General features: G+C 65.1%; 17 protein-coding genes. 2 read left to right on the forward strand and 15 right to left on the reverse strand.

Annotation, left to right across the window (positions count from 1 at the left end):
* Window positions 1-2 precede the first annotated feature (2 nt).
* From E6C76_RS20165 to E6C76_RS20200, 8 genes are all read right to left on the reverse strand, one after another.
* Entirely contained in the window at window positions 3-1,001 is a 999-nt protein-coding gene (locus E6C76_RS20165; RefSeq protein ID WP_136350060.1) for a major capsid protein, read from the reverse strand.
* Window positions 1,002-1,043: 42 nt separating this feature from the next.
* The gene (locus E6C76_RS20170; protein WP_136350061.1) at window positions 1,044-1,388 is read right to left on the reverse strand and encodes a head decoration protein; all 345 of its coding nucleotides are present in this window, start codon (window positions 1,386-1,388) and stop codon (window positions 1,044-1,046) included.
* An 18-nt stretch (window positions 1,389-1,406) separates the two neighbouring features.
* Complete coding sequence (locus E6C76_RS20175) at window positions 1,407-2,486, reverse strand: head maturation protease, ClpP-related (protein WP_136350062.1); 1,080 nt, start codon at window positions 2,484-2,486, stop codon at window positions 1,407-1,409.
* Window positions 2,487-2,648: 162 nt separating this feature from the next.
* Window positions 2,649-3,083 (reverse strand): hypothetical protein, encoded by a 435-nt coding sequence (locus tag E6C76_RS20180; protein WP_136350063.1) that lies wholly within the window; start codon window positions 3,081-3,083, stop codon window positions 2,649-2,651.
* Entirely contained in the window at window positions 3,080-3,658 is a 579-nt protein-coding gene (locus E6C76_RS20185) for a lysozyme (protein WP_136350064.1), read from the reverse strand. Before E6C76_RS20185 ends, E6C76_RS20180 begins: the two co-directional genes overlap by 4 nt.
* Entirely contained in the window at window positions 3,651-3,905 is a 255-nt protein-coding gene (locus tag E6C76_RS22130; protein WP_168734394.1) for an HP1 family phage holin, read from the reverse strand. Before E6C76_RS22130 ends, E6C76_RS20185 begins: the two co-directional genes overlap by 8 nt.
* Window positions 3,902-5,350 carry a phage portal protein gene (locus E6C76_RS20195; protein ID WP_136350066.1) on the reverse strand — a complete coding sequence of 483 codons (1,449 nt, stop codon included), beginning with the start codon at window positions 5,348-5,350 and terminating at the stop codon, window positions 3,902-3,904. The genes E6C76_RS22130 and E6C76_RS20195 overlap by 4 nt, the downstream gene beginning before the upstream one ends.
* 38 nt (window positions 5,351-5,388) lie before the next feature.
* Window positions 5,389-5,616: a phage head-tail joining protein gene (locus E6C76_RS20200; RefSeq protein ID WP_136350067.1), complete on the reverse strand. Its 228-nt coding sequence runs from the start codon at window positions 5,614-5,616 to the stop codon at window positions 5,389-5,391.
* Between the two features lie 165 nt (window positions 5,617-5,781).
* On the opposite strand from E6C76_RS20200, the gene E6C76_RS20205 reads away from it, so the two are divergent.
* Window positions 5,782-6,861, forward strand: coding sequence for a DNA cytosine methyltransferase (locus E6C76_RS20205; RefSeq protein ID WP_136350068.1), 1,080 nt, complete (start codon window positions 5,782-5,784; stop codon window positions 6,859-6,861).
* Here E6C76_RS20205 and E6C76_RS20210 read toward each other — a convergent pair.
* The 7 genes from E6C76_RS20210 to E6C76_RS20240 all read right to left on the reverse strand — a co-directional run bounded on the left by E6C76_RS20210 (window position 6,809) and on the right by E6C76_RS20240 (window position 13,877).
* A complete protein-coding gene (locus E6C76_RS20210) occupies window positions 6,809-7,282 on the reverse strand; it encodes a very short patch repair endonuclease (protein WP_136350069.1) in 474 nt (157 codons plus the stop codon). The genes E6C76_RS20205 and E6C76_RS20210 overlap by 53 nt on opposite strands.
* Window positions 7,279-9,321: a BbrUII/HgiDII family restriction enzyme gene (locus E6C76_RS20215; protein WP_230976346.1), complete on the reverse strand. Its 2,043-nt coding sequence runs from the start codon at window positions 9,319-9,321 to the stop codon at window positions 7,279-7,281. Before E6C76_RS20215 ends, E6C76_RS20210 begins: the two co-directional genes overlap by 4 nt.
* 67 nt (window positions 9,322-9,388) lie before the next feature.
* Window positions 9,389-9,772, reverse strand: a complete 384-nt coding sequence (locus tag E6C76_RS22135) for a hypothetical protein (RefSeq protein WP_168734395.1) — start codon at window positions 9,770-9,772, stop codon at window positions 9,389-9,391.
* Window positions 9,773-9,782: 10 nt separating this feature from the next.
* Window positions 9,783-11,927, reverse strand: coding sequence for a phage terminase large subunit family protein (locus tag E6C76_RS20225; RefSeq protein WP_136350071.1), 2,145 nt, complete (start codon window positions 11,925-11,927; stop codon window positions 9,783-9,785).
* Window positions 11,928-11,930: 3 nt separating this feature from the next.
* Complete coding sequence (locus E6C76_RS20230) at window positions 11,931-12,503, reverse strand: hypothetical protein (protein WP_136350072.1); 573 nt, start codon at window positions 12,501-12,503, stop codon at window positions 11,931-11,933.
* A complete protein-coding gene (locus E6C76_RS22140) occupies window positions 12,500-13,411 on the reverse strand; it encodes a Rha family transcriptional regulator (RefSeq protein WP_168734396.1) in 912 nt (303 codons plus the stop codon). Before E6C76_RS22140 ends, E6C76_RS20230 begins: the two co-directional genes overlap by 4 nt.
* Window positions 13,401-13,877: a hypothetical protein gene (locus E6C76_RS20240; RefSeq protein WP_136350073.1), complete on the reverse strand. Its 477-nt coding sequence runs from the start codon at window positions 13,875-13,877 to the stop codon at window positions 13,401-13,403. The genes E6C76_RS22140 and E6C76_RS20240 overlap by 11 nt, the downstream gene beginning before the upstream one ends.
* Before the next feature lie 345 nt (window positions 13,878-14,222).
* Here E6C76_RS20240 and E6C76_RS20245 point away from each other — a divergent pair, with 345 nt between their 5' ends.
* A complete protein-coding gene (locus tag E6C76_RS20245) occupies window positions 14,223-14,435 on the forward strand; it encodes a hypothetical protein (RefSeq protein ID WP_136350074.1) in 213 nt (70 codons plus the stop codon).
* Window positions 14,436-14,509: the final 74 nt, after the last annotated feature.

Consider the following 14,509-nt stretch of genomic DNA (forward strand, 5'->3'; position numbering starts at 1 on the left):
GCTCAGGTGCGCTTGAGGCGGATGACCGCGCGCGGGCGGGTGTTGATGGCCAGCGGATTGGACTGCACCTGGATATCCACGCCGGTGTTCATGCGCTTGGGTTCGGTCTTGAGGTAGAACGGCAGGCCCGGGGTATTGACGGTTTCCATGTAGTCCGCCGGGGCGTAATTGACCAGGAACATGTCGGGTACGCCTTCGGGGACGAGAATGGCTTCGTCCGCATGGACGAAGGGCTGGCCGGCGACGCTGCCGCGGTAGTTCTCCCAGATGGCGCCGCCGAAGGATAGGCCGGCGCGGGCATCGGTGCGCAGGGCTTCGCCATCCTTCCAGCGCTCGTAGGCCGCCTTCAGTTCCGGATGGCCGACGAAGTCGTCGAAGAAGGTGTCGCCGCAGAACACGCGCCAGCCCCGGATGAAGGCGGCGCCGAGCACGTTCTCGGACTTGCGCTTGGCCTGCACGACCATCTTGAGCAGGTCGGTGGCATCGCTGTCCAGGTTCATGTCGTGCTCGATCTGGGAGACACCGAACTTGTCGTAGAGGTCTTCCAGCACGGTGGAGCCGTCGGCGTCGAGGATCTGGCCCTTGAGCGCGCCCATGCGGTGGAATTCGATGGTGGTTTCGATATCGCGGCGGTGGCGGTTGCCGATGCGCAGCACCTTGCCCTGCACCGTTTCCACTTCCGACTGCTGGCCGAAGGCTCGGGCGTTCTGCACTTCGTCCGCCATCATGGCGTCGTCGCGCTTGAGGTGCTTGGCCTTGAAGGCCACGGCGCGCCGCTTGCCGCGGGGAATGGTTTCGCCCGGCTGGCCACGCTCGCCGGCCTTGACCAGGCGCAGCACGTCGCCATCGAGTTCGAACCAGGCATCGGTGGTTTCGATGGGGTCGTTGTGGAACAGGCCGAGTTCGAGCAGCCGCGTCGGCTGGAAGGGCTGCTCGCTGATCGCCGCCGAAAGGGTGGTGACGGCGAAGGCGTCATCGTTGAATACATCCATGGTAGCCATGCGGCTTTCTCCTGTGCAGTGTGTGCGGGGTGTGGCGGGCGGTCAGCGGAAGATGATGTCCACCGGGACGAGGTCGGCCTTGCCGGCGGCGTCGAGGCCGGTGAGTTCGGCTTCCTTGACCTCGGCATGGCGGAACACCCCTACGCCGGGTGCGTCGGCATCGGTGGCGTCGACTTCGTCGTAGAGGATGGCCACGGCGGAGCCGAGGCCGGTTTCGGTATCGGCATTGCTGTACTTGCCGAACTTGCCGGATGCGGTGATCTTGCCGAGCACCTGGCCGACGGGTAGCACGCCCTGGCCTTCTGCGATGACGATGCGCTCCCGGCTGAGGGTGCCGTTGGCTTCCGCCAGCAGGAACTGGCCGGCGCGGGACTTTTCGATGAGCATGTTTCCGATCTCCTGGGGTTAGCGGATGGTGCTGTTGAGGGCCGCGTAGATGCTGTCGACCGACATGGCCGGCTTTGCCGCCGCCTGCCGTGCCTGGCCCTGCTGCTGGACACGCGGGTGCGTGTCGGTGTGGCGCTCGTCGGCCGCGGCCGCGCGGGCGTTGATGAGTTCCGCGCGCACCTCGGCCAGGCTCTTGCGCTGGCCGATGAACTCGCCGGCACGGCCGGCCGCGTTGGCGAAGGCGCACAGGTCGCGCACCTCGCGCGCTTCCTTGATGGCAGCCTTGGCCTGGGCGGCCGTGGTGATGCCGCCATCGAGCAGCCAGGCCGCTACGTAGTCGCCCAGGCCCTCGGCCACCGCCAAGGCATTCACCTGGGCGGCGAAGGTGGCTTCGGCCGTTGCGGGGGGCGGGGCGTTTTCCGGCGGCGGGACGGCAGGTGCGGGGGTGGCCGCCTCGGCTTCGGCCCGCTCCAGCACATCGGCCGGAATTTCCAGCGCGGAGGCAATCGCGTGCAGCGGGCTGGCGGCCGTGGCGGATGTTGCGGCGCCCTGCTCCGCAATCTCGATTACCGCATCCGCCCAGCCGGCCGCGACTGCCTCCCGGGCGGTCATCCAGGTATCGGTGGCGATGCACTCGGCCAACTCTTCCGGCGTCTTGCCGGTGCGCGCGGCGTAGGTTTCGACGATGCTGGCGTTGAGCACGCGTTCGGCTTCGGCGTCTTCGACTTCCTCGCCTTCCTCGGTAACGAGGGAGACGCCATGCACCATCATGCTGGCGTTGGCGTAGATGCGGATTTCATCGGCGGCCATCGCCACGATGGTGCCGGCGCTGGCCGCCACACCTTCGATGATCGCCACCTTCTTGGCCGGGTGGCGGCGCAGTGCGCCGTACATCGCCAGCGCTTCGGCAAGCGAGCCGCCGAACGACGTGATGCGGACGATGATTTCATTGACCGAATCCGCCGCCCACTTGAGTTCGTAGTCGAGGCTTTCGATCGTGCGGCCTTCCGCCCAACTGCCGATCACGCCGTTGATGCGGATGGTGGCGCTGCGGCCGTCGTCGGCCAGGTTGTAGGCGTACCAGGATTTCTTCTTCATGGGGTCGGCGTCCGTTGATGATGGCTACAGTCTTATCGGGATGCCCCTGCGCCGGCAGGGGACGGATGTCCGTACAGCAGCGCGGCCGCGCAGTCATGGTTGATGGCGAGGCAACGCTCGCCCCACTGCACCACCTGCATCTCCCACCGCATCATTTCCGCCTCACCGCGCCCGGTCGGGGCCGGCATCGGGCCGCAGCGCTTCAGGCACAGCGACTCCGCCATGCGGATCGGCGCCGTATCGATTCGCACGGCCGATGGCATCGACGAGCACGCTGAAAGACTCAGGATCACGCTCGCACTCAGCGCGAGCAGCACGGGCAATGAGCTGTTCATAGGTGGCGGCTTCCTGCAGGTGGCGGGATGCGGTGGCAGCGTCGCGGGCTGCGGCGCCGGCCAGGGTGCGGGTGGTGTTGTCGAGCTGCTTTCGCGCGGCATCGAGCGTGCCGGCGGCATCGGCGACGGCCTGGCGCGCGTCCTTGAGTTCCGCCTTTGCGGCGCGGCCGGTGGCGAGTTCATGGCCACCCCAGGCGCCGAGGCCACCGCCGAGCAGCAGGCCGGCCAGGATGGCAATGGCGAGATTGCCCAGGCCGCTCATTCCTGCACCGCCATGCACTTTTCGTGGCGCTCGCGTTGGCGTGTGCAGACGCCTGCACACACGCGGTTGCCGGGCGTGCAGCAGTCGAAACGCCAGCGCGCCGGTTGGCCGGCGGCATCGAAGCGGTACGGTTCCCAGCCGGGGGTCGGGGTCGCCGAAGTGAGATAGCGGTAAGCCAGCAGTGCGCCGCACGCGCCCCGGTATTCGCCCGCCAGCAGGTGGCGGCGCATGCCGGAGCCGGACCATGCCCCGGTGCCGTACTGATACACCCAGTCCATATAGACGTCGTATTCCGCCTGGTGCAGCGGCACGTCTGGAATCGTGGCGCGGAAGCGCGCTTCTTCCTGCCCGATGTGCGCCTGGGCTTTGACCACCGCCCGCACTGGGGTGGTGGTTTCGCCCAGGCGCACGGGCGCGCCCGATTCGTGGAAGGTGCTGCCGAAGCCCAGGGTGGGCCGATCGTTCTGGGTGGGGATCACCGCGCGCTCGGAATACCCTTCGCTCACCAGCAGGCCGACGAAGGCGGCGGCAGAGAGCGACAGCGAACCGGCCAGGATGCGTGCGCCCTTATTCATCGCCGCACACCCGGCAATCGACGGCACCACCCAACTGGCGGATCTTGAGCATCTTGATCTGCGCGTCCAGCGCATCCTGCCGCCGCTCGCGCGCATCGGAGCGGTATTGGCGCCACAGGTTGATGAGGAAGGTGCCCAGGCCCAGCAGCAGGCCGGCGAGCGCGATGCGCTGCTCGGTGGTCAGCCCGGCAAAGAAGGCCGTGGCGGCCCCCAGGTAGCTGGTGGCGGAATAGCCCTTGTCGGTCACGATGCCCTCGCTTCGTTGTTGGATTTGATCTGGAGCCGGCGCTCGCGGGCGGCATCCTCGGCGCGCTCGGCATCCACCTGCTCCACGTCGTCGCCATTGGCGGCCACCACGCCGGCACGGCTGCGGAAGCCGGCCTCCACCTCCATCTTCTTGGCCTGCACGTCTTGCGTCGGGTGGATGTAGGGCCAGGCGTGCGGCGCCCATGTGCAGCGGACGAACTCCGGCAGTTCGGCCAGCGTGAGCAGCCCGGCCAGCACCGCCGCCCGGCCCACCGCTTCGCGCACCGGCTGGCAGAACTGCGGGATGATGATCTGCCACTGCTCCTGCTCGCAGGCGCGGCGGAATTCGTTGAGGATGATGCGCAGCGCGCGGTCCGATACATCGCGGATGTCGCCGGTGAGCAGTTCGTACGGCGTGCCGCCGCCGGCGGCGATGCCCAGGTGCTGCTGGCGCATGAAGTCGGCGTAGTTGGCGCCCGAGTCCGGCGGGGTGGAGAACTTCACGTCCTCACCCGGCGCCAGTTCCTGGGCAATGCCTGGCTCCAGGCCGACCATGGGGCCGCCGTCATGGTCCAGTTCGATCGGCTGGCCGGTGGTCGGATCGATCTCCGGCGCGCCACCTTCGGGCTGGCGGGTGATGAACATGGTGTAGAGGTTGCCCAACTCCTGGCGCAGCACCACGGCGTCGTCCAGGTTGTCCACGCTGCGCTGCTTGGTCATCACCGCCACGTTGCACGGCACACCGCGCAGCGCGCCGGGCCGGGGGGGCTTGTACATGTGCCGCATCTCGCTGGCCGGCACGCGCACCAGGTCGGCATGGCTGACGGCGATGGTGGGGCCGTCGCCGGGATGTTCGCGGTAGCACCAGTAGGCGGCCCGGCGGCCGATACGGTCCAGTTCGATGCCCTGCCGCATGCGATGCCCCGCCGGCATGCCGGGCCAGCTATCGGCATCCAACGTGGGCACCATGTCGGATTCCAGCAACTGGATCTGCAGCGGCACCGTCAGGCCATCGTCCGCCCGGCGCGGGCGGAAGCGGATGAAGATTTCGCCGGAGGATTTGACGGTTTCCACCGCCAGGGTCTGCTGGCCGTAGAAATCCAGCACGCCGTCCGCATCGGATGCCGCGGCGAAGGCATCCCAGATTTCCGCATAGCGCTGCTTACGCCGGGCGGCCTTGGCTTCGGCACGCGGAATGATGCCGACGCCGATCAGGTTGGTGCCCCAGACGCGGGCGTTCGCGGCGCCGGTCCAGGTGTTACGCACAGCATCGCGGGCGCGGTTGCGGATGGTTTCCAACCCTGCCGCCGCGCGGTTCGGGCCGGTGCCGGGCGCGCGCCAGCCGCGTGTGCGGCGGCCGTGGCCGGCGGCATCGTACTGGGTCCGTGCCGCCAGGCGCACGCCTGTGACCACAGCCGGAACGGTGGAAGCTGCCTTCGTGGCCATTCTCTCGGCCTTGCGAGCCGCCTTCTTGTCGCGCTTGCTCACCGGAAGCCTCGCCCGGCGTAATACAGGCGCACCGCTCGGCGCCGGGGCTTGCGGGTCGCCACCGCATCCTCGTCGGCCTTCAGGCGGACAAGGTAGTCACGCGCAGCGATCAGGTCCTGCGGCGAGTGGTACTGAACCTGACGACCATCGCGGAAGCTGACGGACCTTTCGCCGTTGGCAATCGCGGAGGTGAGTGCATCGATGTCGGCTTGGGAGACGGCCATGGTGCTGTGCCGGAGTGGAGATGGGCACAGGATGGCGAAGGGGTGGAGCTATAGGCAGGGGACGGATGTCCCGGGAACCTACCCCCTTACCGATACCAAGCAAAAATAGTATCGTCGCGCAGGGTACCGACTGGCGCCCACGGCACAACGAAGAAGATTTATGGTATGGCGAACACGGCAATTGAGGCGGTAGACTTATTCTGCGGGGTGGGAGGGCTCTCCTACGGTCTGCAGCAGGCGGGCATCGTCGTACGCGGCGGTTTCGACGTCGACACCGCGTGCAGCCATCCTTACGAACGGAACCTTGGCGCCAAATTCTTCGAGAAGGACGTCGGGGCGGTCGAACCCAAGGAGGTCGAACGCCTCTACTCGCCCGATGCCGTCCGCCTGTTGGCGGGGTGTGCACCATGCCAACCCTTTTCCAACTACAGCAACGGGCGAGAATCGAAGACCGACCCGAAATGGCCGTTGCTCTACCGGTTCGCTCGCCTCATCCGCAAGCTGGAGCCCGAACTGGTGACGATGGAAAACGTGCCCAACGTGGTCAAGCACAAGGTCTATCACGACTTCGTGCAGACGCTCGAATCGAAGGGCTACAAGGTGTGGGCCGGTACGGTCAAGTGTCAGGAATACGGCCTACCGCAGACTCGTACACGGCATGTGCTTCTGGCCTCGAAGCTCGGCCCGATCTCGCTGATCGGACCGACCCACGCCGGTGCCCTCCGTACCGTTCAGGACGCAATCGGCCACCTACCACCCATCTCGGCCGGTGAAACCCACGGGAACGATCCGCTTCACAAAGCGGCCGGGCTGTCCCCGCTGAATCTTTCGCGCATCAGGGCATCCAGACCGGGGGGTACGTGGCGCGACTGGCCGGAAGAGTTGGTCGCGAAATGCCACAAGAAGGAGTCCGGTTCGACGTATCCGGGCGTTTACGGGCGTATGGAATGGAATGCGCCATCACCTACCATGACAACCCAGTGCCACGGCTTCGGTAACGGCCGCTTTGGCCATCCGGAGCAGGATCGGGCCATTTCGCTGCGAGAAGCTGCGCTCTTGCAGTCGTTTCCCGAAGACTACGTATTCACCCGGCCCGACGAGCCGGTCAGTCTTACGGCAGTCGGCCGGATGATCGGGAATGCGGTGCCGCCCAGGCTCGGGGAAATCATCGGGCAGAGCCTGCTGGAACACGTCAAGGCGCTGTCTTCCGAAACGACTCCGGACGCTCGCCGAAACGCTGCCTGACATCCGGCTCGGCAATCCCGAGTTCGTCGGCCAGACGCAAGGCCAGCGTGTAGCGGTCACGGGTCTCACATTCCCATACGATCCGCACCTTCCAACCGTCCCCCTCGAGGGCGGCAGTCTTGGCCACATCACGCGCGACGTTCGCCACGAATTTCTCCGACCAGAAATCGCGGCGGGTCTTCGGGAAAGTGGCTTTCGAGCACCCTTCGTGCCGATGCCAGAAACAGCCATGCACGAATATCACGGTACGTCGGCCCGGCAATACGATATCCGGCGTACCGGGAAGGTCCTTACGATGTAGCCGAAAGCGCACACCCAACGCATGAAGAAGCCGCCGAACGACGATTTCCGGGGTGGTGTCGCTCCGACGAACCGAGCGCATCAGGGCGGAGCGGCGCTCCCCGGCTAGTGGGTCGCTCACAATTGATCGATAATCTCTTGGATCTGATCGAGATCCTTGGTTTTATCGAGGTATCCGGCATATGCCGTCAATGCTCTCTCGATCAATTGTTGATAGGTAAGGACACGACCTCTGATCGAGTCCAACTGATTCTTCACGAACTCATGTTCATCGGCATCACGCAGAGGTTTTCCCACTACGAAGATGACCTCATACGGCTCCCCTTCACGCTGCAGGGCCTTTAAACATTTCTGCAATGCTTTCTGATACTTACGCCCTTGTTTTACCAATTCCTCGACACCAAGAACACGATTTGCCCGTTTCAACTCCACAATAACGTGGCGGCCAGTAGTATTTCGGTACTTGATATCTACCCGCCCTCTCAGCTCATCCGGATCGAGTTCGGCATCGACATTCTTAAATTCGGCATGCACCGGCTTCTCGATAATTTCGCTACCGGGCGTTCTATCCCATGCGGGGTCGAGAAGCCATAAATGTTCGAAAAGATATTTCTGTAAAACCCTCTCTCTTTCATCCTCGCCGACGTGCGTCTCGAACGAACGGATCACCTCCAACCGATTCTGCACGATATCTCGGTATAAACACGCTTCGAGCACATCTCTATCTGCCAGCAACTTCATCAGAACATCTATTCCACTCTCCAGGGCTTGTTCCAACTCGTTTGCTCCCCCTGTCAAACGGAGACGCTCGAATCCGAGCATCGCATGTCGATACAGAATCCGCTTTTCGTCCTGATCATCGCTGAGCTTATGGATCCGGGAAATAAGCCGCTCGGCCTGCTTCTTGTAACCGGCCCCCTTCAATCTATCCAGCCATTTGGCCAACGCGGGATTATCCGCAATTGCCTGAGAATGGTCTTCTTCCACTCGCCATGCATCCCAATTAGAAACGACAGTCCGTGACACGTACGCCAGATAGGCGAGCAAAGCCTGATAACGCGGATCGTCCTCAATGACCCTCTGCCGGTCACTCGTAGCGATATCAGCGAGCTCGTCCTCATCAAGGAAGTCAGCCTCAATGTAACCGGTCAGGTACTTCGTGTACATCCGGCCGTCGTTGATCTTGTCGAGGACGTTTTCCTGGAAGAGCCGCCCGCGTGCCAAGACGACGATGGCATTCAGGTTATCCGGGGGCTGTTTGAGGTTCTTCGGCTCGTACGCCGTTGCGATCCATCCCTTTACGCACCACTGAGGGTCGGTCCAGCCAGACAAACGGTCCTCCAGAACACCAGAGCGTACCGGTTCGATGCTGCTCGGAAGCGACGTCTCTCCGATCTGCCAGACGAACTGGAGCGCGGACAGTTCCTTGCGGTCTCCTTCGCCGAGAGGTCGACCATCCACGAGGACAGAGAAATTCCGCCCGCCTATTACACTGAACCTCCGCGCAAGGCGGGCTCTGAGATCGTCCCTGCGTAAGCGTTCCCGCTTAAGATCGCGCAATATCAACCTGGTTCCGGCTTCGATATCGATGGCATCCGGCGGCACGGACTCTGGGTGGTATTTCTCCTTCGCCGCCATCGCTGCCCGAATACCCTCTTCGGTCATTTTCAATCCGGCTTTTACCCCTCCGGAAACCGAATGCATCTCTACCGACCTCGCGATAGAGAAGACCGCCAATTTTCCGACCCCTTTACGTCCCATCACTGGGCGGTCGAACTTGGGGGAGCGGGCGGCCCCCTCTTCCAACCGACGCCGGTAACCGACACGAAGATAACGCCCTTGAATCTGGGAGCGCGTCATCCCGTGGCCGTCATCGGTGATGACGATCACACCCTCGGTCGACATGTCGATGGTCACCGTTTCGGCATCGGCATCCCAGGCATTCGCGACGACCTCGGTAAGAACGGCGGGGAGGTTGCTGTACAGGTTGATGCCGAGATGGTCGAGCACGTTGAGGTCGATACTGAGCTCGAACGGTTCCGTATCTTCCAGCCCACCTTCCCCGTTTACCAACGGCACATACCCCAAGCGCTGTCCCATCACCATTCCCCGTACGTTGAGCCTGACGGTGAAGGATACTATGGCATTCGCTTCGGACACAGCCCGGGCTCGGCGGGCATTCTCCCCCAACGCACATCCATCCCGAATTTCATGCGTACGGTCCCGTTCAGGCCGGTGGGTCACCCTCGAACACCAACGGCAGCAGCCCCAGCCCTTCGGCCTCCGCCCGATACCGTCCCACCTGCTTGGTGGAGATGCCTACCATCAGCGCCACGTCGCGCTGTGCTGTGCCGCCGCGCAGCAGGCCGGCCACGCAGCGCACACGGCGCAGGCGATGGAAATCCTCCGCGTCCGGTAGGTCGAGCTGCTCACGGCCGAAGTGCTCGGCCAGCAGGCGCGAGGGCGCCAGGCCGAGCGCGAGGGCGATGGGGTGGTCCGCGCCGATCTGGTCGGGCACGTAGAGCCGGGTGCCGCCAAACAGCGCCAGCAGGCGCATGGCGGCGGTGGTGCCGATGGCTGCGCCGATGTCGTCGATGAGGTTGGTTTGCATGGTGGCGTCCTTATCGGTTGTTGAGGTAGCGGGAGGTGGCGGCACGGCGGGTACGGCGCGGCACGGCCGGCGCGCGGGCCTGGGGCGGCGGTGATGCCGGGGGTTGGGGGATGACGGGTGGCACCACGGCCGGGGAGAATTCGGCCGGCAGCTCAGCCGCTTCTGCAGGCAGTACGGGTGCCGGTGCTTCGGTCGAGGCTGGCACGGCGCTCACCTGCGGGGCGGGCGGGCCGCCTTCCACCGGCAAGACGGGGGCGCCGTTGAGGATGCGCTGTTCGTCGGCTTCCCAATCCTTGGCGGATTTTTTTTCCAGTTGCAGCTCGGGGTGCTGGGTGGCGGCCCAGGCATACACCAGGGTGTCGAGCGGTTCGTTGCGGGCGGCGCCCTTGCGTTTGACGTAGCGCCCCTTGGCGGGGTCGAAGATCTCGGCGACCAGGCCGGCGAAGTAGCCGTCCGGCAACTGGTCGGAGAAGCGGAAGTGCCGGCGCGACAGATCCAGCGGAGCATCGTCCGCCCTGCCCTGCTGCTCTTCCGCGTCCGCCGCCAGGCGGCGGTACAGGGTGTGCTTGATGGCGATGGTGCCCACCGTCCAGGAGCGCAGGGCGTTGCCGGTTTGGTCGGCCTTGCCTTTGTGGTCGGTGTCTTCGATCTTGGGCTTTGAGAGCGGCACGGCGTTGGCCGCCTTGGCGCCAAAGATGGGCATGGGGCGGCGGATGAGGCCCTTGCGGGCGTAGTCCTTGACTGCCTGGGTGCGGTGGCCGCGGCCGTCGATGGCTGTGGCGCTGATGGGCAGCACGCGGCCGCAGGCGTGGCGGATACCACGGTTGATGAGATCGGTGAGTTCGGTCCAGACCTCTTCGTGCTGCGGGTCGCCGGTGAGGACGGCGTAGCCGAGGATGAATGCACGGCGGCCCCTGGCCCAGCCGACGATCTGCACTTCGAGGCGGTCATCCTGGGTATCGACGCCGGCGGTGATCCAAACGACGCCCATGGGGGCGAAGAACAGCGGGTAGGGTTCGGCGCGGTCCTGGATGAGGTTGGCGCGTACGTTCTTGAGGCTGCGGTCTTCCCACGGCAGGGCCTTGCGGTCGTTGGTGAAGGTCTTGAGGGCGGCGGGGTCGCCCTGGGCTTCGAGAAACATGCGGGCAAGGTCGAGCCAGCGCGGGCCCATGCCAATCTGGTAGTACAGGCAGTTGATGTGGTAGCCGCGCATGCGCCGGCCCGGGCGCATGGGTACCCAGCGCGCGGTGCCGCCGGCCTTTTCGTCGCGCAGCATCTGGGTTTTGTGGTGCTCTTCGATGATGCTGCCGCAGTCGCGGCAGACGTACCAGGCGCGGTCAATGGTTTCGGCGGTCGCACCCTGCGGCCAGATGAGGCCATCCCATTCCAGGGGCTGGCTGTGCCCGCAGTGGGGGCAGTCGACGTGGTAGAGGCGCTGGTCGGAGCGTTCCCACATATCGGAGATGCGGCAAGCGCCCTTGACCCCTGGCGTGGCGACGTACAGACGTTTGTACCGGTCCGGGAAGGCGGAGGTGCGGCCTTCGAGCATTTTCAGCGGGTCGTCGCCGGTGCGCAGGGCATTGGCGAATTCGGTGATCTCGTCGACCAGCAGGTAGCGGACCGTGGTCTGCTTCAAACGCACGGTGGTGCCGGCATGCTCGACGTAGAGCTGGCCGCCGGCGAAATCCTTGAATTCCTTTTGGTTGGCGGCGTTGCGGCTGTTGTTGCTGGTGAGGGATTCGCGGACGGCGGCGGTTTCTTCGATGAGCGGATTGAGCTTCTGGTTGATCCACTTGTTCATGGAAACTTCGCCCGGCAAGGCGACCATGACCGGGCCGGGGGCCTGGTCCATGATGTAGCCGAGGGCGTTGGTTTCCACTTCTGACTTGCCGAACTGGATTGGGAACATCAGCACGATGTCCTGCGCCGGGCTGCGCACGCTCATGCAGTCCATGGGTTCGCGCAGCGGCGGATTGTTGTTGGTGCGCCAGCGGCCGGGCTTGGGGCTGCTCTTGCTGCTGAGGCTGCGCTTGGCATCCGCCCATTCGGACACGGTGATCGCCTTGCGCGGTTCGATGGCGCGGGCGATGACGTCGCACAGCACGTTCGCCTGCGGAATCAGTTCGTCCAGGGTGAATTGCTCGGGTGCGCCCATGCGTCAGCCCTCCCCCTGGCCGAGCTTGCGCAGCTCGGCGGCGCAGTTGCCGAGGATGCTTTCGATTTCTTCGGCGAGCAGCACGCGCACCCGGCCTTCGTCGTTTTCGCCGGCGACCACCGGCGCCAGGTTGTCGGGCAGGGCTTCGAGCCCCGCGCGGAGCATGACGAAGGCCTCGGCGACGACGGCGGCTGCATCCCCCCGGCGCAGGTATTCCTTGGCCTCTTCGGCCAAGCGCATTTCTTCGCGCAGCGCTGCTGCACGCTCGCGGCGGGCTTTCCAGAGCTGGTAGTCGGGATTGCCTTCGGTGTCAGGCTCTTCCGGAACGTCGCCACCCGGCGCATCGTCGCCGACGGTCGCCAGCGGGGCGCCGCGCTGGGCGGCATGCCGCTCGGCCACGCCGGCGCGGGACGGGTCGCGCGTGGCTTCGATGCGGGCGATGGATTCGGCCACTCGCACGGCACGGCCGTCGTCAGTGAGTACCAGGCGGCCCGACTTGCGCAACTCGGTGACGTAGCTGGGCCGGCAGCCGATGATTTCGGCGAAGGCTTTGAAGGTGGTTTCGGGGTGGGTCATCCGGGCGGGGATCTCCATGTGGCGAGGGCGTGGGCGAACTCACGGGCGCGAGCGGTAAGCCACTCAGGCTGCAACACGCCGGCCGGCGGCATCAGTTCGTGTTCGGGGAGCACGAAACCAGCCATCACTGCCCTGCCCGCTTCGTCCAGGTAGCGGGCGCGGCGGTGGCGCAGATCGGGGCGGCGGGTCATTGCGGCGATCACGCGGGGCAGGATGCCGGCGGGTTCGCCGCTGGCCGCCCGCCAGTGGCGGTAGGCGGCATGCAGGTCCGCGCTGCGGCAGGGCAGCGCCGGCAGCGGGACGGCGCCGGACAGCCAAGCGTCGCAGAAGGCGTGGACGCCGAGCGGGTCGAACAGCGCGGGGTTGCCGGCGGTGAGGTCCGGCGCGTCCAGTTCTTCCAGCAGGTCGATGCCGGTGCGGTGGCGGGCAACTTCGTTGGCGCGGGCGAGCGCGCGCGGCAGCGGCAGGCCGGCGCTGCGGCAGCTGCGCAGGATGCTGCGGAAGATGCGGTCCGCGCTCACGAGCTGGTCGGCGGCGTGGGCCGGGTTGCCGGTGAGGAAGGGGCCGGGGGCGGCGTGCGCAGCCCGCACCCGGTCGCGCAGGGCGAAGAAGGCGCGCACCAGCGCCTTCTTGAACTCGACGACGATGGGCGAGTTGCGCATCAGGGTGAGCAGGAAGGTGGATTGCTGTTCGTTAAGCCAAGCGATCTCGGTCGGCTTGCCGTGGGGGTTTAATCGGATTTCAAATCCGATTTCACCGAATGCGCCGATGTCTTCCGCGTATTTCCGTACCAGTTTGATGACCGAGGCGTGCTCGATCTTGACGCCGTCGGCAATGGCCAAGCTGGTGGTCATGGGCTCGCCGTGGTGCTCGACGACGATTTCGGGCATGTGCGGTTCAGGCAGCATGATCGCTCTCCCCGTCTTCCGGCATGGCAAGGATGGCGGCGTAGCGCTGTGCATCGGCTTCGGCCAACGCGTAGTGGTCAATGCGGTTCGCCGCCTGCAGGAGCAGAAGCTCGATGAAGCACCAGAAGCCCACCGCATAGCCTTTGGCAGCGGCGGCCTCTTCGACCTCTGCCATGTCTTTTACCACCCACCCGAGCAGGTTCGAGCCAGCACTTCGGGGGTTATCCTTGAGCCACTGAACGAAGTCGCATGCGTACTGGCGACCCACGTTGTTGGCATGACCGTAGTCGTCTGTTTGCGGCACCGCCCAGAACGAGCGACGCGTTTTGCGCTCGATGCGGACGTCTGCAACGAAATCAAGATCGGTGAGGGGGGCGGTACGGGGCGGGAACGAGCGACGTTCTATAAGGGGGCGCTCTGCGGCGGTACGGGTGGGCGCGGACGCGCCTTGGGTGGTGGTGGCCATGATGGTGTGCTCCGTTCGGTTCGTTGCGAACCGCCTGCCCGCTCTCAAACGGGTGGGCGGCATCCGAACGGGGTTGAGAGACCGGCGGAGCACCGGCGAGCCTTGCGGCTCCCCCGCCCGGTGCCGCCCGTAGAAGGGCACACCTAGGCGCAAAAAAGCCGCAAGGCAAACGCTGTGCGGCTCATCGCCGCTCCGATTCGGGCTCTCACCCCCGGTCGCCGGTTGTTTGCCAGCGACAGCGAGAGGATAGGCCACGATGCGAGCGGCTGTAAAGGTGGAAGCCTCCGCATGCCATGCGAGAATGCACGTACCCCTACGTTCATTCCCTTTGACATGGAGGCTTCCGTGAACAAATTCAGAGCACTGGTACTGATCAACCAAATCGACCACGCCGGCGAACTGGAGATGATGTGGATGGCCCTGCACAACGGCTACTTCCGTGGCGGTTGGGAGGATTTTCAAACGTGGTGCGCAGATCATAGTCTGGTCTCAAGCCCAGTCAGAGAGCCGGATTCCGGCGAGCAGGTGGTTGTGGTTCGTCGCCGAGCCAAGCCTTGAGGCCGGAATAGGTGTAGGCCCGATGAAAGGCGCAGGCTTGTTCCAGTGGGCTTGAAAACTCGCTGGCAGCGGTG

Source organism: Pseudothauera nasutitermitis (assembly GCF_004801295.1).
Lineage (GTDB): Bacteria > Pseudomonadota > Gammaproteobacteria > Burkholderiales > Rhodocyclaceae > Pseudothauera > Pseudothauera nasutitermitis.

Excerpts from the sequence above, each read along its gene's own strand:
- E6C76_RS20165 (WP_136350060.1), bottom strand. The coding sequence starts at position 1,001 with ATGGCTACCATGGATGTATTCAACGATGACGCCTTCGCCGTCACCACC.
- E6C76_RS20170 (WP_136350061.1), bottom strand. The coding sequence starts at position 1,388 with ATGCTCATCGAAAAGTCCCGCGCCGGCCAGTTCCTGCTGGCGGAAGCC.
- E6C76_RS20175 (WP_136350062.1), bottom strand. The coding sequence starts at position 2,486 with ATGAAGAAGAAATCCTGGTACGCCTACAACCTGGCCGACGACGGCCGC.
- E6C76_RS20180 (WP_136350063.1), bottom strand. The coding sequence starts at position 3,083 with ATGAGCGGCCTGGGCAATCTCGCCATTGCCATCCTGGCCGGCCTGCTG.
- E6C76_RS20185 (WP_136350064.1), bottom strand. The coding sequence starts at position 3,658 with ATGAATAAGGGCGCACGCATCCTGGCCGGTTCGCTGTCGCTCTCTGCC.
- E6C76_RS20195 (WP_136350066.1), bottom strand. The coding sequence starts at position 5,350 with ATGGCCACGAAGGCAGCTTCCACCGTTCCGGCTGTGGTCACAGGCGTG.
- E6C76_RS20200 (WP_136350067.1), bottom strand. The coding sequence starts at position 5,616 with ATGGCCGTCTCCCAAGCCGACATCGATGCACTCACCTCCGCGATTGCC.
- E6C76_RS20205 (WP_136350068.1), top strand. The coding sequence starts at position 5,782 with ATGGCGAACACGGCAATTGAGGCGGTAGACTTATTCTGCGGGGTGGGA.
- E6C76_RS22135 (WP_168734395.1), bottom strand. The coding sequence starts at position 9,772 with ATGCAAACCAACCTCATCGACGACATCGGCGCAGCCATCGGCACCACC.
- E6C76_RS20225 (WP_136350071.1), bottom strand. The coding sequence starts at position 11,927 with ATGGGCGCACCCGAGCAATTCACCCTGGACGAACTGATTCCGCAGGCG.
- E6C76_RS20230 (WP_136350072.1), bottom strand. The coding sequence starts at position 12,503 with ATGACCCACCCCGAAACCACCTTCAAAGCCTTCGCCGAAATCATCGGC.
- E6C76_RS22140 (WP_168734396.1), bottom strand. The coding sequence starts at position 13,411 with ATGCTGCCTGAACCGCACATGCCCGAAATCGTCGTCGAGCACCACGGC.
- E6C76_RS20240 (WP_136350073.1), bottom strand. The coding sequence starts at position 13,877 with ATGGCCACCACCACCCAAGGCGCGTCCGCGCCCACCCGTACCGCCGCA.